Annotated in this window: 13 protein-coding genes; 7 read left to right on the forward strand and 6 right to left on the reverse strand. The window is 57.2% G+C overall.

Annotated elements, in window-relative coordinates:
- Positions 1-290 precede the first annotated feature (290 nt).
- Genes PVT68_RS07985 through PVT68_RS07995 form a run of 3 tightly spaced genes read left to right on the forward strand, consistent with a single transcriptional unit; the run spans position 291 to position 8266 of the window.
- Entirely contained in the window at positions 291-1100 is an 810-nt protein-coding gene (locus PVT68_RS07985; RefSeq protein WP_280322207.1) for a CheR family methyltransferase, read from the forward strand.
- Complete coding sequence (locus PVT68_RS07990) at positions 1097-6925, forward strand: non-ribosomal peptide synthetase (RefSeq protein WP_280322208.1); 5829 nt, start codon at positions 1097-1099, stop codon at positions 6923-6925. The genes PVT68_RS07985 and PVT68_RS07990 overlap by 4 nt, the downstream gene beginning before the upstream one ends.
- Positions 6926-6967: 42 nt before the next feature.
- The gene (locus PVT68_RS07995) at positions 6968-8266 is read left to right on the forward strand and encodes a GNAT family N-acetyltransferase (protein ID WP_280322489.1); all 1299 of its coding nucleotides are present in this window, start codon (positions 6968-6970) and stop codon (positions 8264-8266) included.
- A gap of 75 nt (positions 8267-8341) precedes the next feature.
- On the opposite strand, the gene PVT68_RS08000 is transcribed toward PVT68_RS07995, so the two are convergent.
- The 5 genes from PVT68_RS08000 to PVT68_RS08020 all read right to left on the reverse strand — a co-directional run bounded on the left by PVT68_RS08000 (position 8342) and on the right by PVT68_RS08020 (position 14372).
- Entirely contained in the window at positions 8342-9187 is an 846-nt protein-coding gene (locus PVT68_RS08000) for a glycosyltransferase (RefSeq protein ID WP_280322209.1), read from the reverse strand.
- A gap of 1 nt (position 9188) precedes the next feature.
- Positions 9189-10169, reverse strand: coding sequence for a glycosyltransferase family 2 protein (locus tag PVT68_RS08005; RefSeq protein WP_280322210.1), 981 nt, complete (start codon positions 10167-10169; stop codon positions 9189-9191).
- Positions 10166-11515 carry a hypothetical protein gene (locus tag PVT68_RS08010; RefSeq protein ID WP_280322211.1) on the reverse strand — a complete coding sequence of 450 codons (1350 nt, stop codon included), beginning with the start codon at positions 11513-11515 and terminating at the stop codon, positions 10166-10168. Before PVT68_RS08010 ends, PVT68_RS08005 begins: the two co-directional genes overlap by 4 nt.
- Positions 11516-11588: 73 nt before the next feature.
- Complete coding sequence (locus tag PVT68_RS08015; RefSeq protein ID WP_280322213.1) at positions 11589-12854, reverse strand: Coenzyme F420 hydrogenase/dehydrogenase, beta subunit C-terminal domain; 1266 nt, start codon at positions 12852-12854, stop codon at positions 11589-11591.
- A 231-nt stretch (positions 12855-13085) separates the two neighbouring features.
- Complete coding sequence (locus PVT68_RS08020; protein WP_280322214.1) at positions 13086-14372, reverse strand: polysaccharide pyruvyl transferase family protein; 1287 nt, start codon at positions 14370-14372, stop codon at positions 13086-13088.
- 308 nt (positions 14373-14680) lie between these two features.
- On the opposite strand from PVT68_RS08020, the gene PVT68_RS08025 reads away from it, so the two are divergent.
- The 3 genes from PVT68_RS08025 (at position 14681) to PVT68_RS08035 (ending at position 19403) form a co-directional block, all read left to right on the forward strand.
- Positions 14681-16153: an oligosaccharide flippase family protein gene (locus PVT68_RS08025; RefSeq protein WP_280322215.1), complete on the forward strand. Its 1473-nt coding sequence runs from the start codon at positions 14681-14683 to the stop codon at positions 16151-16153.
- Positions 16154-16198: 45 nt separating this feature from the next.
- On the forward strand, positions 16199-17821 hold the full coding sequence (locus PVT68_RS08030; protein ID WP_280322217.1) for a hypothetical protein: 1623 nt from the start codon (positions 16199-16201) through the stop codon (positions 17819-17821).
- A 76-nt stretch (positions 17822-17897) separates the two neighbouring features.
- Positions 17898-19403, forward strand: a complete 1506-nt coding sequence (locus tag PVT68_RS08035) for a hypothetical protein (protein WP_280322218.1) — start codon at positions 17898-17900, stop codon at positions 19401-19403.
- A gap of 82 nt (positions 19404-19485) precedes the next feature.
- Here the strand turns inward: PVT68_RS08035 and PVT68_RS08040 are convergent, their stop codons facing one another.
- Positions 19486-20802, reverse strand: a complete 1317-nt coding sequence (locus PVT68_RS08040) for a right-handed parallel beta-helix repeat-containing protein (protein ID WP_280322219.1) — start codon at positions 20800-20802, stop codon at positions 19486-19488.
- Between the two features lie 542 nt (positions 20803-21344).
- Here PVT68_RS08040 and PVT68_RS08045 point away from each other — a divergent pair.
- The gene (locus PVT68_RS08045; protein WP_280322220.1) at positions 21345-21779 is read left to right on the forward strand and encodes a hypothetical protein; all 435 of its coding nucleotides are present in this window, start codon (positions 21345-21347) and stop codon (positions 21777-21779) included.
- Positions 21780-21886 lie beyond the last annotated feature (107 nt).

Consider the following 21886-nt stretch of genomic DNA (forward strand, 5'->3'; position numbering starts at 1 on the left):
AGCCCTGCCTTTGCTCCAATAATTGACCCTGATTTCCTCACTCTATCCGGCGAAACCATCAACCAACCCTATAATTTCCGCAACGACCCGGGGCCGGTTCGCGTACAGGAAATTCTTTTCCGACGTGCCTTCATGGGAAAAGTCACAGCAAAAAATACGGCAAAAATACCTGCCACCTCCCTCTTCGGAATAAACAGACGTGAATTGTCTGCCCACTGACTCCCGGTCGCCTATCTTTTGTTTCTCGATATTTTTTTATCCGTAACAGCAAAGCCAGGAAGTTCCCCGACATGGACAGCCCTTCTCGCCTGAAGAATTTCATACGGCATATTAAACATTGGCTGATCGTCAAAACCGCTCCGCGCCAAAACCGAATTTACACCCAGTTCTACCGTTTTCCCCACCAGTACCAGGCGCTGGTTGAACGGGTAGTGCCACAGATGCTTAACGCCAGGGAATCCCCCCTGCGCATTCTGGTATTCGGCTGTTGCAGCGGCGCCGAGCCCATCTCGCTGTCGGCAGTATTGCACCGCCACTTCCCACAACTGGAATATCGGATCGAGGCATTTGACCTGGTGCCATCGGTAATCGAGCGTGCGCAGAACCCCTGCTACAGCCGCGATGAGGTATATCAGGGCCCGTTCGTGCGCGAGGATTTTGTCGGCGAAACATTCGATATCGAAGACGGGGTCTACCGGGTAAAACCGGAAATTCTGCAGCCAATATCTTTCCATGTCGGCGATATGCTGGACGAAAATTTTATCGCCGCACTGGGCCAGGCAGACCTGGTATTTGCGCAGAACGTACTATTCCACTTGCCAGCCACCAACGCCCGCCGCGCATTTGCCAACCTGCAGCGCCTGCTGCATCCGGGAGCGGCGTTATTCATCAATGGAATGGACACCGAAATGCGCGTGCAGCTAACGAAAAAATTCCAGCTGCAGCCGGAAGCCTACCTGATTGAGGAAATTCACAACGATGCGCGCCAGGACCGCGGCGACGCCTGGGCCGGCGCCTACTGGGGCAGAAAACCATTCACCCGGCGCTCGCGCGAGTGGATCCGCGAACACTGCACCATTTATCGCAAGGCCAGCGTATGAGTATTGTCGAAGAAATTTCACAGGAACTCGGTCATTTCGGGATTCAGGAAACCGAGCAATCGGTGGCGCAGCGATTTGAAAAGATAGTGACGCAGCACGGCGAGCGCATCGCCATCAGTGACGCCAACGCGTCTCTCAGTTACCGCGCGCTCAATCACCTGGCCAACCGTATGGCGCGGAAGATTATCGCCTTTACACCGGCCGAGGAGCCGGTGCGCATCGCGTTGTTTCTGGAAAAAGGCATCGCGCAAATCGCCGCGATTCTGGCGGTACTGAAATGTGGACACGCCTATGTGCCTATCGACCCCGCATTCCCCACCGAGCGCAACCGGCATATCTACCGGGAGTCACAGGCAGCCCTGATATTGAGTAACAGTACCTGTCGCGACACAGCGCTGGAGCTCACCGGTGAGGACGCCCGTATTCTCGATCTGGAGGACATTCCCGATAACACCCCCAGCGACAATCTGAATATTCCGGTAACGCCAGATGCGCTGGCGTACATCATCTATACCTCCGGTTCCACCGGCCAACCCAAGGGCGTGCTGCAGAACAACCGCAATCTGCTGCACGGCTGCATGCGCCGGAGCAACCTGCAAAAGGTGATACCCGACGACCGCATGACCCTGTTCTATTCCTGCAGCGTCATCGCCTCGGTTTACTGCATATTCGGCGCCCTGCTCAATGGCGCGGCACTCTTCCCCTACGATTTTCACCGCCACGGGGTCGAAAAACTGGCGGACTGGCTGCGTTCCCGGCGCATCACTATTTACCATTCAGTGGCGTCACTGTTTCGGGAGTTCGCCGCGCAATATCGCGGCCCCAGCGATGTCTTCAGTATTCGCCTGGTGACGTTTGGCGGCGAACGCGTACTCACCAGTGATATTGCGCTGGCACGCAAGGTTTTCACTCCACAGATCGAGTTTTACACCGGGCTCGGCTCCACTGAGACTGGCACCATCCGCTATTTCCACATCGGCCCGGACACCCGCCTCGAAGGCGACGTAGTACCCATCGGCTATGCGGTAGAAGGGGTAGACGTGGTGCTGCTGAATGACGACGGACAGGAAGTTGCGGCGGGCGAAATCGGCGAAATCACCGCACGCAGCCGCTATCTGGCACAGGGTTACTGGAAAAACCCTGCTGCCACGGCAAAGTCCTTCGGCCGCGACCAGACGGATCCTAACATAGTGATTTACCGCACCGGCGATCTCGGGCAAATGGACCCGGATGGTCTGCTTCATCACCGTGGGCGCAAGGACTTCCAGGTAAAAATTCGCGGCTTTCGCGTTGAAGTGGGAGAAGTGGAAGCGCGCCTGCTGGCGCACCCGCACATTGCCGAAGCGGTGGTAGTCGCGCGGGACATGGAAGGTGAACGGCAACTGGTCGCCTACCTTGTCGCGGAGCCTGTGCCCGATGACGCCACGCCACTGAGTGTGCAGACCCTGCGCGACTATCTCGCCGAGCAGCTCACCTACTACATGATTCCCACACTGTTTGTGCGCCTGGAGCAATTGCCGAAAACCCCGAACAACAAGGTGGATCGCAACGCGCTGCCGGCACCGACGGCGGATATACAATTGCCAGGCGCCCCGCTGATCAAAGCCCGCGGGTGCACAGAAATACGGCTGGTGGATTTCTGCAGGGAACTGCTGGCTCGGGACAGTATCAGTGTCGGCGAAAATTTCTTCGCGCTCGGCGGCCACTCCCTGAATGCCGCGCAATTACTTGCGCGTATCAATGAGCAGTTCCATATCCGTCTGGATATGCGCGCTGTTTTCGAGGCCACGAGCCTGCGTGCACTGGCCGAACGGATCGAGCGGATCCAGCCTGAAACAGAAAAAAATCGTGTCAACACCGATGACGACGCACTGGTTCATGCGCCCGCCAACGCGCGCCTTCCACTAAGCGCTGCGCAAAAGCGTATGTGGCTGTCAGAACAACTGTGGGGCAACAGCAGCGCCTACCAGATATCCAACACTGTTTTCCTGCAGGGCACACTGGATACCGCTGCGCTGACGCAGGCGTTGAGCGCCGTGATCGCCCGCCACGATATTTTGCGCACCTGTTTCCCCACCGACGACGAAGGTCCACGGCAACAGATTCTGGCCACCGGCGACGTCCAATTACCGGAAGTCAAATTGCGTCCGCGACCGCGCAACCGTTATGTCACGCGCAGCCAGCGGATGGATAAACAGGCACTGGCCGCGGGTCCGCTGTTTCGGGCACGACTGCTGCGGGTAAACCGCGAGGCGGCGATCCTGGCGCTGACCTTTCACCACATCATTTATGACAATATCTGGTCCAGCGGTATTTTCTTTCGCGAGCTGGGCCACTTTTATCAGGCGTTTATCCACAAGTGCGAAGCGTCTCTGCCGGCGCTGAATTTCCAGTTTTCCGATTACGCCTTCTGGGAACAGCGTCGCAGTGGCAGCGAAGGTTACCAGGCGCAAATGGCCTACTGGCAGCGGCAGCTCGCCGATGCACCGGCACCACTGGAATTACCCACAGACCGCCCGCGCCCGCAAACCGCGGACTTCCGCGGCGGACTGGAGACCTTCCGCCTGCCCGCCTCACTGTCCGCTGCGCTGCGCGGCCTTGCACGCCAGGAATCCGTCACCACTTTTATGCTGTTGCTCGCCGCCTGGCAATTACTGCTGCACCGCTATACCCAGCAGTCGGATATCGTGATCGGCACGCCCAGTGGCCGACGCCAGCATACCCAGACAGAACCAATGATCGGCCTGTTCATCAACACCCTGGTACTGCGCACGGATTTTTCCGGGCAACCAGATTTCCGCACCCTGTTGCAACGGGTGCGCAGGACCACTATCGACGCGTTTGCCAATGACCAGGTGCCGTTCGAGGATCTGGTGGCCACACTGAACCCGCACCGCAGCGCCAGTGAATCGCCCTTTTTTCGCCACCTGTTTATTCACCGCAAGGTACACGCAGATCACTGGCAAATACCCGGGCTTGTCGTCACGCCACTGCACAGCCACAGTGGTGGTGCCAAGTTCGATCTCACCCTGTCGGTACTGGAAGGTGACCAGGAGCTGTCCGGCACCCTCGAATACCGCCGCGCCCTGTTCGACCGCGCCACCGCCGCCAGTCTTTGTCAGAATTTCATACAGCTGCTGACCAGCATCGTGGAACACCCCGAGCGCCCGGCAGCAACACTGCCGCTGGTGGCTCCCGCGGAGCGCAAGCTACTGCGCACCGCGTGGAACCGGAGTGCCGCCGAACTGCCCTTACACCGCAGCGCCGTCCAGCTGTTTGAACAGCAGGCACAGCAATACGGCGAGCGTTGTGCGCTGATTGCACCGGAGCAAACCCTCGACTACCAGACACTAAACCGACGCGCCGATCGCCTCGCCCAGCGACTGCGTGGGCACGGACTGGGCGGCGGTCAACTGGCAGCAGTTTGCATGACGCGCTCCGCGAACCTGCTGATTGCGCTGCTCGCGGTGTGGAAAACCGGCGCCGCCTTCGTGCCCCTGGACCCCATGTTTCCCACAGAACGGCTCGCGTATATCGCACAGGACAGCGCCGCGACGCTGTTGATTACCGACGCCGAAAGCCGGGGCAAGCTGGCAGAATTCAGCGGCCAAATTATTACCCTGGAGCATGGCGATACGTTTGACACGGATGCCGCGATTGATCTCGACAAAACGATGGAGTCGGACATCGTCGCTGAAATTCCGTCGCCAAACTCCAGCACCGACGACCCCGCCTATGTCATTTACACCTCCGGCTCCACCGGTAATCCCAAAGGCGTGCAGATTTCCCAGCGTAGCCTGGTCAATTTCCTCTGCTCCATGGGGACACAACCGGGTTTCAGTGCAGACGATACATTACTTGCCGTCACCACCGTGTGCTTCGATATCGCCCTGCTGGAACTCTTCCTGCCACTGCTGAGTGGCGGTCGCCTGGTGATCCAGGATGGTCGCCAGTCACGCGATCCCAAAGCGTTACAGGAAACCCTGCGCCGTGAACATGTGACCGTAATGCAGGCCACCCCTTCCACCTGGCGCATGCTGCTCGATCACGGCTGGCGCGGTGAACCTTCAGTGCGCGTGCTCTGTGGTGGCGAGGCCATGGGGCGCTATCTGGCCGCACGTCTGCTCGACTGCGGACTGGAAATCTGGAACCTGTACGGCCCTACCGAAACCACCATCTGGTCGTCCATCAATTCCATCCGCGCGGCGGAAGATGCGGCCTATATCGGCCAGCCTATTGCCAACACCAGTCTGTATGTACTGGACCCGGCTGCACAATTATTGCCTGCGGGTGTTCCCGGCGAACTCTGTATCGGTGGTGAAGGGCTGGCACTGGGTTATCTGAATCGCGCACAACTCACCGGTGAAAAGTTCTTCCACTGCGCGGCCCTCGACGGCGAACGGCTGTACCGCACCGGCGACTTGGTGGTGCGCCGGCGCGATGGACGCATCGAATACCTGGGGCGTATGGACCACCAGGTAAAAATCCGTGGCTTCCGGGTGGAAGTGGGCGAGATTGAAGCGCTGTTGGCCGAAGATCCCGCAGTGCGCCAGAGCGCGGTGATTGCGCACGACGACGATTGCGGCAGCAAGTACCTGGTGGCCTACCTGATCGCCGCCAATGACAAACAGCCAGACACGGCGACGTTGCGAAAAGCGCTGCAGAAATCACTGCCGGAATATATGTTACCCACCGCCTTTGTCACCCTGCCCGAATTTCCGCTGACCCCCAACGGTAAAGTGGACCGCAAGGCGTTCACACCACCGCACTCCGTATCCGCTGAAATTCCTGCGGGCAACGCCGACTTTGTCGCCACTCATACGGCGATAGATATCGCCACTCAGGTGCGCGAAGTTTTCCAGGGATTGCTCAAGTCTCCAGTGCCATCGGATGACGTCAGCTTTTTTGATCTAGGCGGGCACTCGCTGTTGGCGCTGAATGCCGTCACCAGACTCAATACGACCTTCGCTATTGAGCTCCCCCCAACCCTGCTGTTCGATTTTCCCACGGTCGCGGAGCTGGCGCAGGCGATTCAGAAATTCCGCGAAGGTCAGTCCGAGCAGCAGGTACTGGCTACTGCCGGCACCGATGCGCGAACGCAGCAGCAGGTCGACGATATCCTGGCAGGGCTGCAACGGCACAAGGGCGCGCAAGATCTGCCGCAATTCCCCCACGGCATGAAAATGCGCCGCTCCTGGTTTGCGAAGCGAGTGCTGGCCCCGCTGTTTGCTATTCCCCGCGTGCGGATTCGCGCGCAGCTGCAGAATCTGATTCTCAAACTGGAGGGCGGCTCCACCTTCAGCCTTACCATACGCGAACTCTACCGCAAGTATTTCAATATCGACGTGGGCGAATTCAGCAGTGTCACGTTTGATCCGATAAGCCTGAAGTCGTCTACCCGCATCGGCAAATTCTGCACCATTTATCGCACCGCGCGCTTCCAGAATGCGGACCACCCACGCAACACCCTGTCGACCCACGGCATTTTCTATTATGCCGGTATGGGCTTTAGCGCAGGCTACAACCTCGATCGCGTCAATATCGAGGTGGGCAATGACGTGTGGATAGGTGACGGAGCAAAAATTCTCTACCCAACATGCAAAATTGGTGACGGTGCGGTGATCGCAGCCGGCGCTATCGTCATCGAAGATGTTCCTCCCTATGCAGTGGTTGCCGGTTATCCCGCGCGCGTGGTGCGCTACCGATTTTCTCGCGACACCATCGCCAAATTGCTTACTCTCAGGTGGTGGGAAATGTCCGCAACAGAGCTGCACCATAGCCGGCGTGAATTCCTCAAACCGCTAGAAGGTGAACGCATCCGCTAACCGATAGCCGATAAATAGATCCGCAAGGAGGTGGGCGTGACTATGGACACAGACACGAAAGAAGTAAAAGACACAAGAAAAAACGCGGAAACCATCGATATGGAAATTGAAGCCGAGAAAGTCGCCGATAGTCGGCTGCGTAAACCAGGCGCGGCGACGCGCCTGGCAGAGTACGAGCCGGGACCGCGGGTTGCCCGCGAGCCCGACACTGCCCGCGCGCTGCTCGAATACTGGGAATACCGTGAACGTCAACGGGATGATGGCCCCCGTCCCGTCTATGCCGCGGCCAATTTTTTCTTTCCGTTTCTCCTGGACAATGATACCTACCAAGCACCCCACATTGCCCTGTGGGAATACCGTGGCCATCCGGCGGGCATTCTGATCGGCCGCATCCGGATTGCGCGCCCGCAGCGCAGTATTGGCCCGCTGCGAATCCCCATGCCGAAACTTAAAACCCTGGAAATCCTCCACGGCGGACTCGAATCCCGCGCCACGGAAATCACTTACCGGCAGCTGGAATACCTGCGCCAACTCCTTGCCACCGCGGAAGTCGATTGCATTGCCATCCACCATCTGCCCCTGGACAGCGAGATCGGTGCCCGGCTAAATGCGGGCCTGCGCAATGCCGGCGATGGAAACCCGGTACGTTCCGGCCGCTGGCTGATCGAACTCACCGACGCCGGGGGTCAACCGCTGACGAGTAACTCCGCAAAAACCCGCAGCTCCTTTCGCCGCCAGGATCGCAAACTGGAGGAAGCGTTCGCGGGACAGGTATATGTGCGGGAACTGCGTAACCCGGAGGACGTCTCTGGCCTTATCGACATCGCCACCGCCATCAGTAATCAGAGTTACCACGGCAGCATGGGTGTTGGCGTGAGTAACTCAGAGCACTGGCGCAGGACCCTCAGTATTCTCGCCGCCAACGGAAATCTGCGCGGCTATCTGCTGCATGCCGACGGCATCGATCTCGCCTATGGGATCGGTGCTGTCTACCACGGTACCTTCAACGCCATCGCCACCGCCTTTCTGCCGGAGTATCGCGCTATCCGCCCGGGTACGTTTCTGTTGCGACGTACCATCGAGCGGTTGCAGGAGGAAGGTGTGCGCTGGTTTGATTTCGGCTACGGCGGAGCCGCCTACAAGGAACTCTACGGCACCCAGCACAGTGAAGAAGCAACGTTTCATCTCTACGCCCGCTCACCGGCGGCGACCATTGCCGGCGCGAGCGACGCTCTGGTGCAGGGTATAAGCCACGGCACACGGCGACTGCTGGCGTCCGCCGGCATGTTGGATCGTATCCGCCAGCTGTGGCGGCGCCGTCTTGAGCGGCCCGGCCGCTAGTCGGCTGTAACGGAAAAACGCATCATCAAACCGGAGAGGAAAATCCTCCGCGAGACTACAGTAACGGCAACCGGATCAGGAAGCCTGACGACTGGATTCATCCCGGTGCCAACGATATTGCGTAAACCGGAAGCGATAGCGCAGTGCATTGGCAAAGGCGAGCAGGTTCACGGCGTAATACACCAACAACTCCCAGGGTGAGGGCTTACTGGTGAAGCTGGAAATTCCGCGCGTGGCGGGAACACGGCAATCCCGCTGCCTGGCCAGCTGCAGTTTCCCCAATTTGCTGCGGGTTTTTATTCGCAGCAGATCCATAAAATTGCCCGGCACACTGACCTGACTGCGGGCCCCTTCGCACACCGCGATATTGCGATAGCCGAAGCGCGCACGAATATAACCGTCATCGGAAATGATCTCCGGAAACAGGGCAAATGCCTCCCGCGCCGCCCGGTTCAGGGCATAGACTCCCGCCCCGTATCCGTACTCGCTGAAAAAACGGGTTTTCGTCCAGGCCCGATAATAGATTCTGACCAGGTGATCACTGTGCGCCGTGTGCAAAAATCCCCGCGGTGCCACCACCAGAGGCTCTGCGGAGGCGTCACATTTGTCGATCAGATGCTGCAGAGATCCCTGACTAATACTTACATCAGCATCCACATAAATACGGGGAAAGCCGAGCCCCAGCGCCTCTGCCTCATTCAACGCGTGCGTCTTGCCCGCACGCTCGACTTCCAGACACTGCACCTCGGGAAAGTGATGCCGCACCACCGCCGCCGTTCGGTCACTGCAACCATTACAGGCCACCGTCACCGAATATCTGTTTTCAATTACTCCGGGATAGATCGCCTGCAGCAACTTGCCGATACTGGCCTCTTCGTTATGTGCGGGAATGATGACCGCCGGTTTGTCATTGTCAGGCATATCAGTGCGTCCATTGCCGTTGGCTGGTGAAAAACTGCCGCCACAGTTCCCGCCGGCCGGCGAAACGACGGTTCACCATGGCAAGAACAGAAAAGGCAAACATGCGCAGTCCGGTTCCAAATGCAATCAACCATCGCGCCACCGCGGCAGGAAATGCACCGCCGTGTTTGCGGAAATAACGCAGCTTGGAACGGTATAGATGGTTGAGTTTATTGAGGCCGGATAAGGTCTGGCTACCCGCGTGCTGGATCAGCGCGCGATCAGTAATTCGCGGGCGCGCGCCCAGCAAGCGTGCCCGTCGGCACAAATCGATTTCCTCAGAGTACAGAAAGAAATCCTCATCAAATCCATCCAACGCGCGAAACAGTTTCTGCTCGATAAGCAGAAAGCACCCGGATACCGCATCGACGTCACTGTTTTTACGAATGGCGCGCAGGGAATAACCGCCGCTGGTACGGCCGAGCACCTTGCCGAGCAATGCGTCGACACCGAGGCTCCAACACAACAGATCCAGCAGCGAGGGTTCCCGCCAGGCGGACTTGCCGTCCAGCTCGCCCCGGACATTGCAGGTAATACCACCCCAGATACCACAGTGGGTATTGTCCGCGGCAAAGCCCAACAAGCCTGTCAGGCTGTCGTGTTGCAGACGCACATCCGGATTGAGGAACAGGATCGGTGCGCTGTTGCCAATGTCCCGCGCACCGAGATTGCAGCCAGCCGCAAAGCCCAGATTCCGCGGCGATTCGATCAGGGTTATACGCGGCAACCGGAGCCCGCGCAGTAGCGTGCGCGAATCGTCGCCGGAGGCGTTGTCCACCACAAAAAATTCGATGGCTTCCAGGGGCAGATCACCGTCGACAATATCTGCCAACAGGCGGGCGATTTCCGCTCCGCAGTTGTAACAGACAATCACGATATTGAGACGAACCGATCCGTGGTCGGGGGTCCGGGTACCACCGTCGGTATATTTCCGTATCGTCATGTGCTCGTTACCTGCGCAGAAATTGCGGGGCGCGCGCGCAACGCCACACGCTTCGGGCTGCGCCGTTCACTGACCGCGGCAACGGCACCGGCAAACAGATAGAAAATACATACCATCTGACCGAAATAGGATACCGCGAGAAAACTGACGCAGTGCACAAACAGCGCCACCGCCATACCCCACCAGAGCCGACTCTCCGCCAACGACGTTGCGGTGCGCTGGGCATGTCCAATGCGTAAAAACAACACCAGCAGAAATGCCATAAACAGCAGCATCTGAACCATACCGCCGGCAACCCCCTCCAGCACATACTGGTTGGTAATATCCTGCAGGCCCCAACCCCAGTGCCCGGTGGCATTGGTGCCGAATGCCCACCACTCGCCGAAATGATTGATCGCCTGCTGAATCAGGTTGTAGCGGTGCCAGCCGGTAGAACCGCCGACCACATCAATACGCGCCATCAGGTGCCACACAGACATTTCCATCGACAACTGCATCAACAGCAGTACGACGGCCATTCCCATAAATAGCGGCCGCATATACCGCCGCCAGGCATAGAGTGCGAGCCCCAGGTATCCGCACATCAGCGCCACAACCGGCGTACTGGAAGCCGTGGCAAGCACGATCAGCGGCATACAGGTAATGCCCGCCGCTATCAACACCCGCGCACCGGTTTTCCCCTGCCACAAGGCCACCAGACACGGCAGAATCGTCGCCCAGCAGACACCGGCCATAATCGGATGCGGGAAAGGTCCCTGGGCGCGCAAGCGGCCACTGCGTACGATGGTTTCCTCGGGCACACCGCCAAATATTGCAAACAGGTTGTGCCCACTGAGCTGCTCCAACACAAACAGGGCGAGCATCGGCAGCGACAGCAGCGCAAAGCACAACAAAAGTCGTCGCAGGTCCTGGAATGAACGCAGGTACGCCCGCCCCAGCAGGTAAGCACCAAGTGTATCGATGGCACTGCCGGCACCGGTGACAACACCGGCCAGGCCACCACTCAACACCGCCGTAGCGAGCAGGCTCCACAGTGTCGCAATCGCGATCAGCGTGTCCGGCAATCCCCAGCGTATCGCGCGCAGTTGCCCGTGCACCATGGCGGCAAACAGCGTTGCCAGAATCATGATCCGCACGAAGGTGAAGTCGAGAGAAAGGAGTACGATGCGCTGCGCACCGGGAAGGGCCACTGCGATCAGGATCAGCGGCAACAGGTGATAGCGCCGCGGCAATACAAACAGCGCCCCAAGGGCGACCAGCAATGCAGCGAGCCCCAGTGGATGCACCACCGTATGGTCCACCCAGAGGGCCCCACCAAAGTGGTCCGGCATTACCCGTTCATTCATCGGCGATTACCTCCTGATACAACTACCGATACAACTACCGACCAAACCATCAACAGCCCACCCGGGTCATTCTTCACCGTGTTTGAGCAACCGGATGGCGCAGCCGCTTTCTGTATATACGCTTTACTGTGCCGATGACCGAACGCAGCTTGTCGACGAAATTGAGCTCGCGCCACCAGAAAGGAAACAGTGCAAAACCGGGATAATTCGGCGCCGCAGCGCCAAACAATCGCAGGGTATACAGCCGCGCCCACAGGTTGCCCCGCGCGGCCAGCAGGTCCGGCTGCGAGCGGGGCAGCAAACTGGTATCCCGCTTGATCACATGGAGATAGCCCGCGGCGATGGCGCCTTGCAGAATTTCCTGCCCGCGCTGGGTGCGCACCACGATCAGTGAACTGCCTGGCTCACCGGGATCTATCTCCCGATACCAGGGGTCGCCCACGGAAATATCCGCAAACTCCCCGGTGTGATCGGGACATATGTAACAACGCCACTGGCGATGGCGCTGCAGAAAGTCCCAGGATTCCGCGTAACTCAGTGTGCTCTGCCGTGGCGTTGCGGCCTCAGTACTGCCCGGGTCCATAAAGTCCAGCGACCAGACCCCGGGCCAGCCTTTACCCCGGTAGCGCAACGCGCGAATCGATTCAGGCTCCCTGGCCCCCTGCTGTGCCGCCAGCTGCAGGGATGCATTGGTTGAGGGAACTCCGGCGCAGAAGAACGCGATCGTCAGGCCGAGATGGCTATGCAGAGAGGACGATTGCTTGCGCGCCGCCTGTACCGCTGCTACGTCGCAGGGTTTGCCGATAAAAACGCACTCACCGTCTGCGTTGATGATTGTTTGTAATTCCGCACAGGGACTCGATGGTGCATAGCGGGAACCGGTCGCGGCCAGCAGGTCCGCGCGATCGCGACTGAACACCGTGCGGTTGCGATAGGGCTGGTGCGGGTCGGCGGCAGTGTGCAGTACACCGCGCATCTGCCGCTGTTCCAGGCAGTAAAGCGCCAGTGCACTGGCGGCGCCACCACTGGAGGCCGCAAAGCGAAGCTCTCCGTCGCAGGCGTGCCCTTCGAGCACCTGGTATACCGGTCCCCAGGCCGCTCGCAAATCGGAATCCAGCGCTGGGTCCTGTGCGGCGGCTTCATGCTGCAAACGGATACCGGGACAAGCTTGAAACGCATCGCCACTTGCCACGGGCGCGCCTTCTTTCACCCGCGGTCTCAGTCCCTCCGTCGGCACATCCTCCATGGTGTAGCGCTCGCCTTCGAGTGCCGCGCAAACACCACAACCTGTGCACAACTGATAATTTCTGACGTCTTCGATGGTCTCGATAATCTGCATGGACTTCCATGTCCGACGGACGATGACAAGGTAAAGCAGGTCTGGCGCAATTCAACGACTGGCCACCACGCGGGAGCACAACTTCATCAATACCAGAGCTTCATGAATATCAGAGCTTCATAAATACTAGGTCGATCACGGAGGACCAACCTATGCACAACGCAATCGGGCAACATTTTCGGCGCTCATCACGTCCCATAGACCCGTCGGGGTTCCACCCCACTGGTGATACTACGCACACACTTCAGGATAGGTTTCCAGACAGCTCGCGGCGATGGCATCCATCTGTTCCCGCGCCTCAGCCAACACACCGGGTAACTGTTGCTGCAACGGTTCCCGCAGGAATACACGCTGCTGAAAGGCGTGATAGACGGCGTCCACCAGATCCACGGTATCCAGATCGCGGGGATCAAATACCAGTTTCTGCTGACCACAGCTGGCGAAAACGCCGCGGGTTTTATCACTGTAGGCAATCGCCGCACAGGGCACGCCAGAAGACAGGGCGGCGATGGTTGAGTGCATGCGCGTTCCGCAAAACCACGCGAGCCGGGAAATGATCCACTTGATCTGCATCTCGTCATATTGCTCTTCAAGGATCTGCACGCGACTGCGAGCAGGTGCACCAAGTCGCGCAAGCAATTGCCGACAGGCGCGCAGGTCCGATTCGACCTGATCAGGGGATGCCTGCACATGGGGAACCAGTAGAATATTTACTGACGATTCCACCAGCATCCGCTCCAGCAAACGCTGCAATGCAGCGCCATAATCTGCGACGATACCGTAACGTCGTGCGGCATCAGGTCCACCGTTATAGATCAATCCACTGACATTCAGCCCCACGGTTTCACCACTCGTACCCGCCAACCAGGACTGCAGCACCGAATCCACCGGAGCAGGCTCCGCTGCCGGCAACAGGAAAGCCACGTCGACACCGCGGCGATGGCGCGCACTGTCGAAATCAGGTCCGAGCAGATCGCGCAGAATGGAAAAACTTTCACTATCGCGGGCCCAGGCCGAGTGGCAGCGACGGACGATTTCCACCGCCCGTGTACGATTTCTTTTTTCGCGGAAAGGGCCATAGGTCTGCGGCAACAGGATCAGTGGGCGCCCGGTGCGCAGGCTTATCTGTTTTGGCCTGCAGATCAGCTCGAATCGATGGGGCCCATACAGATCGGTAAAGCTGTCACCGCCGCTGATGTCGAGCACCGCCCGGGATTCTGCGATGGCTCGCACGCCCGGGTTGTCGAGTACGGGCAACCACTGGCTCAACTGCATATGGGCGAGGCTTTCCCGGCGATATATACGCCGGCTGTTACTAAGGCCGCAACGGCGAATTGTCCAGGGCTCCCCCATTGCAGCCGCGACCTTGTGCCTGCGCATACCCCGCCCATTGTCAAAAACACACAGATCGGCATCGGGAATACGCTCTTTGATTCCAAGAGTAACCGCGCGGGAAAGAGCACTTACGCCCAGGTTACCGGTATCTGGAGCCGCACCAAGCAGGGATATGGCAGTCATCGATTAGCCTGTTGTCCGCTGAGAAAATTATTGTGCAATCACAACGCGTTATTTTCCTTCAGGAAAAACCCGGTCAAAAAAACCCCGGGTTATTCGCCTGAGAATAGATGACCTGCGACACCGTCGCTCACAGGGAGAGGAAATTTTTGTGCACGATAAATGGCAGCGGAGTACACCTGCGCCACTACAACCTGTCTAAACTCAGTTGGCGTTACGCTCCCGCCACGCCGGTGGCGTCATCGTAATTCGTGTATTGCCTGCACGCTGTGAGCCAAACTATCGCGAAAGGCGACAACGGGAGCCAGTCTTTGTCGGTCCGTTACAGAATCCTGAAAGGCGCTTCGGTACTCAGTGTGAGCCAGGCCCTGGTAGCGATAAGTTCCATGCTGCGCAACATCATCATTGCGCGACACATTGACAGTGAAAACTTCGGGATCGCTACCACATTTGCACTGACCATTTCCCTGGTGGAAATGACCAGCAACCTGGCTCTCGACCGGGTTTTGGTACAGGACGACGAGGGTGATAGTGATGGCATGCTCGCCTCTGCACATTTGCTCCAATTCGTGAAAGGGCTGCTTCTGGCTCTGCTGCTATTTCTGATAGCCGCGCCGGTGGCACGGCTGTTCGGTCTTCCCCATCTGATTTCCAGTTTTCAGCTGATCGCACTGGTACCGGCTCTACACGGGCTTTTGCATTTCGACCTGGTGGTGCGTCAGCGACACCTGGATTTCCTCCCCACGGCACTTTTCGATACGCTACCGGAGTTACTCACTCTATTGACCGCATGCCTGGCTTCCCTGCTCTTTGACGATTATCGGGTAATGCTGGTGGTCATCATTCTGCAGTCCCTGCTGTGTGTGATCGCGTCCCACCTGCTGGCCAGACGCCCTTACCGCTGGACTTTCGACTGGCGACTGGTGCAGCGCAAATTACGCTTTGGCTGGCCACTGCTGATCAACGGCTTTCTGATGTTTGGCATTTTCCAGGGTGACCGGGTGATTATCGGCTCCAACTTCGACATGCATGTACTCGGCTGGTACAGCGTAGCCTTTTCCCTGTCGCTGCTACCGACCCTGATCTTCGCCAAGTTGAGCGCTTTCCTGCTGATGCCCGTACTCGCTCGCAATCGTGACAAGCCTGAGTTTTATTTGCGCTGCTGCACGCTGGCGCTAACAGCCTGTACCTGTTTCGGTCTGTTGATGGTCATCGGCTTTACCCTCGCGGGGTCCGCGCTGATTCATCTCAGTTTTGGCACACAATACCTTGAAGCATCCAGTGTTATCGGCTTGCTTGGCATCATGCAGGCGCTAAGGGTTTTACGCATTGCGCCATCGATTATTGCCAACAGTCAGGGGCGTACGGAAAACGCGATGATCGCCAATGTTTTTCGCAGTTTTTCCCTGCCGCTCGCACTGTATCTCGCGAGCGCCGGTTATCCCGTGCAGACGGTGGCCGCCTGTGGCATCGGCGGCGAAGTGGTGGCCCTGGCAATCTCCGTATATCTCGCGCCCCTGGCAGAAGGGAAATCCACTTTTGTACGCCGCCTGATAACCGTCACAGCCTGTGCAACTGCGGTCTCGGCGATTGTATTCGCTTTCGGAGAGCCGCTACCGGCGGGTGCAGTACTTTCCGAGCAGCTACTACAACTATGCTATGGAGCGGGAGTTGCATTGACCCTGGCCGGTTTACTGTCACTGACTGACCCGGACCTGCGTCGCGAATACCTCCATCTGTGGTGGCGATACCGGGTTTGGGCGCGCGCCGAACGACCATCCTGAAAATGGCTTTCGCAGGCCATCGACACGATCGCTAACTGGAACAATGTGGCGGTATCGTTTACCCGACCGCCCTATTTCCGTTTCCGGATTGAATTTCGATGCGAACTGGAGATTTTCGAGCCCGAGGCTTCGAGTAAAAAAACCTTTTTAAACCTGACCAGAAACGCCATGCAATTTCCCAAACAATTTTTGCTAACAAAAACTCCAACACCTGAATTTCCAGGGTGGAAAACGGTGAAATATCTGGATTGGTGGCTCGCTCACGCCCCGGAATTATCATTGATCCAGGTGCTCGACGAGCGCGGAAGTACAACCGGATTGATCGCCGGCTGGGTTATCTGGCGGGGAAAGGTTCTGGGAAACGGCGACACTATCCGGTCAAAGCAGCAGAGCAATGGAATCGCCAGCGAATACGACGAACTCTGCGGACGGTTCGTGTATTTTTTTGAGTACCTGAATCAGCTGGCGGTGATTTCTGATGCCGGTGGGCTGATGTCCCCGGTATACAGTGAAGAACGCAATATTGTCGCCTCGTCCCCCGCCGTCATTCGGCAGAAAGGCGATCTGAAAAAAGATGAGCGGATCTGTCAGGCCTTTGTGGGCTACAAGTCAGCAGTCTGGTATCCATTTGGCACCACCCCCTTCCAGGGCCTACGGCGCCTGCTGCCCAACCATCGACTCACGCTGTCGAACTGGCGAGCTGACCGATTTTTCCCTGTACCTGCGGGGGAGGGATTACGCGGCGACCCCCAGGTAAACCTGACGGCCGCATCCGCGTCAATCGCAAAATGGACACGCGCAAACCTGAAGGCACTGGTGGACGCGGGTCACAATGTAGCCCATCTCACTGGTGGCTTTGATTCCCGAATGGTGCTGGCAGCATCACATGATTTTCATCGACGGATGCGCTTCCAGACCGTTGCAACCAGCGACCCAGGCAATCGCCTGGACTGCCATATTGCCGAGCGCCTGGCGAAACGCTACGGACTCAATTATCGAAAAATTGACTTTATCACGCCATCCAAAGCTGAAATCGATGGATGGCTGGAACGAACAGGTCACTGCATCGAGGACACCGTTTCCTCGTTCTGCACGACAGCCCGTGTTCACAACAGTCACTGCCACGAAATAACCGGCGCCTGCGGCGAGGTAATGCGCGCGGCATTCTGGTTTTCTGGCGATGGACAGCGAAAGACTCTGAGCGCCGATGCCCTATTGCGACGCTATGAAATAGCTATCAATGAAACAACCCTAGAACTTGCTGAACAGTGGATGGCGACGCTGCCCGCAGGCGTCAGTGTCGGGAATTTACTGGATATTGCATATCTGGAACTGCGTCTCGCGGGTTGGGCGGGCGCCAGCCTGTATGGCCACGATATTGAACACCCTTCACTCAGCCCCTTCAACAGCGCACGTATATACAGAGCCGTATTATCGATACCGGAAAACTTGCGGGAAGAAAACCAGATCGCTCGTGAGTTTATCCAATCTATGTGGCCGGAATTGTTACATCACCCGGTTAATCGGCCGCAGGGTCTGGATAAACTTCGCTTTCTCTCGCAGGAATTTCGCGAGATGCTGCCGACGCATGTACGCAAGCAAATCAAAAGGCTGATCAATCCATGGCGCAATCCGAATACCAGTGAACTGGACAGATTTCGAAGTTGATCACGATCATCGTCCTGTCTTAGAAGTTGTACGCGTTGATCTCGCGCCCTGATTGTTTGACCAGATGTAATCCTCAATGCAACTCCCAAAGCAATTCTTGCTGGCAAAAGCACCGCTTACCGGCTTTCCCAGCTGGCGAAAAATTCCATTGTTCGACTGGTGGTTGAGCCTGGCACCGGAAGTGCCACTCGTCAGGGTACGCAATAAAAACGGCAGGGAAACAGGCCTGCTTTTTGGCTGGATATTGTGGCGCGGAAGATTGCTGAAGAACGGGGACGTCATTCAGTGGCGTGAGCCAGAGCAGGACAACGGGCTCGCGGCAGAATACGATGAACTTGGTGGCCGCTTTGTTTATCTGTTCAAGTGCCGCAATCAGCTGTCTGCCGTTACGGATCCCGGCGGATTGATGTCGCTGGTATTTAGCACAGAAGGTTCCATGGCCGCCTCAAGCCCCGCAGTCATAAGGCTGGTGGAGGAACTGGACGAAAATGCGCGTATAACGCGCGCATTTTCCTGCGCCGTACGCGAACTCTGGTACCCCTTTGGCGTAACACCATATACCGGGATTCAGCGTCTGCTGCCCAATCATCGGCTGAACCTCTCAGACAGGTGCAGCATCCGATATTTTCCGCAGCCACAGGGCGAAGGTTTGCATGGCAATCCACAGGTGGATGTCGAAAGTATTGCCGTGAACATTGCGCAGTGGGTGCGCGGCAATGTCAGAGCCCTGGTGGAATCCGGGCATAATGTGGCACACCTTACCGGTGGTTTTGATTCGCGCATGGTACTGGCCGCATCGCGGGAGTTCCTCCCCGAGATGCGATTTCAAACGATCTCAATGCGAGATAGCCGTACACGCCTCGACTGTCATATTGCCGCGCGCATCGCACGTCAGTTTGGCCTCGACTACCGCCAGCTGCCGTTTGTGGCACCGGCAGATTGTGAAATAGAACAATGGCTGGAACGCACCGGCCACTGCATCAAGGATACCGTGGCCGCACTTTGCGCAAGCGCGCGAGTGTACAACACGCACTGCCATGAAATCACCGGAACCTGTGGCGAGGCCATGCGCACCCCTTACTGGTATAACGGCGATGAGAAAAGGCAATCCCTGAGTCCTCGGGAATTCCTGCACAGACTCGAAATCAATGAAAATGAAGTGACCGTTCAGCTCAGCCGTGAGTGGCTGGCCTCATTACCGTCCGGCATGAGTGTGGGTAATATACTCGACATCGCCTACACGGAACTTCGACTGGGCTGCTGGGCGGGGCCGAGTATGTACGGGCATGAGATCGCCCTGCCGTCAATCAGCCCATTTAACTCCCTACGCTATTACAAGGCGCTGCTGTCGCTGCCGGAAACAGAACGCGCACGCCAACAACTTTGTCGCGCCGTTGTAAACACCTTGTGGCCGGAACTTCTGCGATACCCGTTCAACCGGGCACACGGTCTGGCGAAGCTGCGCTTTCTGCAACAGGAGCTGCGACTGATGTTGCCCGTCAAACTGCGTGACCACATCAAGCGTCAGATCCGTGCTCTCGGCAATGGTGATTCGGATCTACTGGAAAAGTTACGCGGTTGACAGGCGTGGATGCGTTGCTCGACGAATATTCGCCAGCCCGTTTAAACAACGCCATCAACGCTGAAAAACACTCCGCACAGGGCTAGTGTTCAACGACCGGAGATTTTAGAGATACAGGAAGGGGTGTGGACTGGACAGGCTGCTGCCAGGGCCCCGGAAGTGGTTTTTCCACGCGACTGCGCGGCACAGGCGCAGCGAGAAACCCGCTGTCATCCAGCGGTGCCAGAAAAAACTCCGGCAATTGTGACATGTCCACTTTAGGGAAATGTTCGGATTCACCAACCAGCGTCAGATCAAAAACGGATTTCTGCGGGAAATCCAGGTCGTTCTTTGTCCTGAAAAATTCACCATCTTCCATCAGCAGCGGCTGCCTGCCACAGCGCCGACCGAAGCTGACAACCAAACGTGAATCCGGGCTGACTGCCTGTGTGCGCCAGTCGTCACCCGCCCGCAGTGACCAGAAGACATTGCCACGCTCCACGACATTGTCGGGAATCAGCGTCGCGCCGAGAAATATGTTGTTGTACAACGCAAGTCCGGAACCATCAAACCCCTCAGCCACCGAATGTACATTTAATGCCACGTTGTATCGGTAGTGGACTTCGTCGGTCACCCCGTCACAGTCACCCAGACGCTTTTTCGAAAAGAAAAAATTATTGCGCACTACGACGTTATCGCCAAGGTTGTAAATACGAAGCGCCGTATAATTTGACGTATCGTACAGTGCATTACTCTCGATCAGAATGTTCCTGTAGGCGGGCACGTCCAGTGGCATTTGCTGAGGGTAAAGCATCATGCCCGAGGAGTTGCCTATTCCATGCAAAAGATTTCCACGCACGACAAGATCATTGGCGCTGATTGCGATGATACTTTGATGCGGCCGATCAAAAGCCAGAGGATCCTCCGGATAGCGAACAAAGTCCTCTCCGGTGATGTGATTGAATTCTATAACGCCATGGCGGCTACCGCTCATGTACATGATGCCGGATGAGCCTTTGACTTTGATGAAATTGCTGCGCACTGTCACCCGCTCCGACTTGCGAATCAGTACCCCACGAAATACTTCATAAAACCGGTTTCCCTCGACCAACACCTGCTCGGTGCGACGAAGATTTATGGCGTAAACACCCCGCTGCGGCCCCCGTGACCAGTGATCAGCGTGCAACACGCTGTTCTGAATCCGCAAATGGCGGGCGTTGTATGCCTGTACCAGGCGCAGCCGCTGCTCACTGTAAATATCGAACCCGTCGAAGGCCAGATAGACATCCTGCGGGTCGCGATATTCCAGTTCAATGCCCTCCAGCCGTGGCCTCTTGCCAGGAGCAGCCGTAAATTCGAGAAACCCGGTCGCATCAGGCTTTTTGTGCTCAACAAACGCGGGATAGGTGCCCTGGTGCACAATTACGCGGCCGCCACTTTTCAGAGTACGTCGCGCCTTTTCCAGAGTTGCCCAGGGTGCGGTGGCAGAGCCATCATTGTCATCACTGCCCCGGTTGATATCGACGTGATAGTCCGCCATCACTGCGGCACTCAGTAACAGGCCCCAAAGAATACAGACCATTTGTCCCAGTAGTACACACCTGCGAGCGCCCAGCAGGCTTACTGAAATAGCCCTGGCGGCGATGGTTTCATTCCAGGGATTCACGTCATTACGCCCCCACGCAGGTTGCTGATCTCGATTACAGCAGATTAGCGTTTACTGGAAAGCCCGTGGGAATATGTCGCAATGCTTTCCATTTATTTCCCTCGCCAGTGAAAGTCTCATGAAGTATCCGCCATACCATGGTGGCCATCCGGCAAAAAGAATTATCTACGCGCAGCGGATTGCATACACTTTCAAAGGTCGCTCAGTACCTGGAGTATCAAGGTGAGTAGTTCAGAGCAACACAACAGAAATCTCAGGCGGTTGTATTACTGCGTGAACCTGACGGGTGACACGCCATGAGTAAACATTTTTCATTGTTCAAACTGGCACAAGGGGACCGCCATGCCGGAAAATGGCGCATGATGCTCATTGCCGTCCTGCTCGGCTGTCTTTATGCAGGGCTTCGTCCGGATCCTCTGCCACAACCGTTTCCCAATTTCGATCTGCTGCTGCACTTTTTTGCCTGTCTGACAATTACTTACATTTTCGTATTTGCCTTTCGCCCGCCCCTGCGTGGGATTTTGATCCTCACCTTACTACTCGCCACAGTGGCGCTGGAGATCGCTCAGGGCATTTTTCTTACTCATCGATCCGCATCGCTTACCGATTGCCTTGCCGGTATCGCAGGAATTCCGATTGGCTGGTTACAGGGACGCTGGGTCCGACGCTGGCTGCGCCACTGGAGCAAGCATATGGGAGGTAGTGGTCTGCGCATCCGTAACCGTTGGTGACAAAATTTCACCTGTTTTCTTGCGCTCTTGTGATGCACTGCCAACCTTTCTGATTAAATGTTACCCAAAGTATGCAGTAAGCGCCCTTTGGGGATTCGATGCCAAGT

Origin of the sequence: Microbulbifer bruguierae (assembly GCF_029869925.1) — a bacterium.
GTDB classification, from domain to species: Bacteria; Pseudomonadota; Gammaproteobacteria; order Pseudomonadales; family Cellvibrionaceae; genus Microbulbifer; species Microbulbifer bruguierae.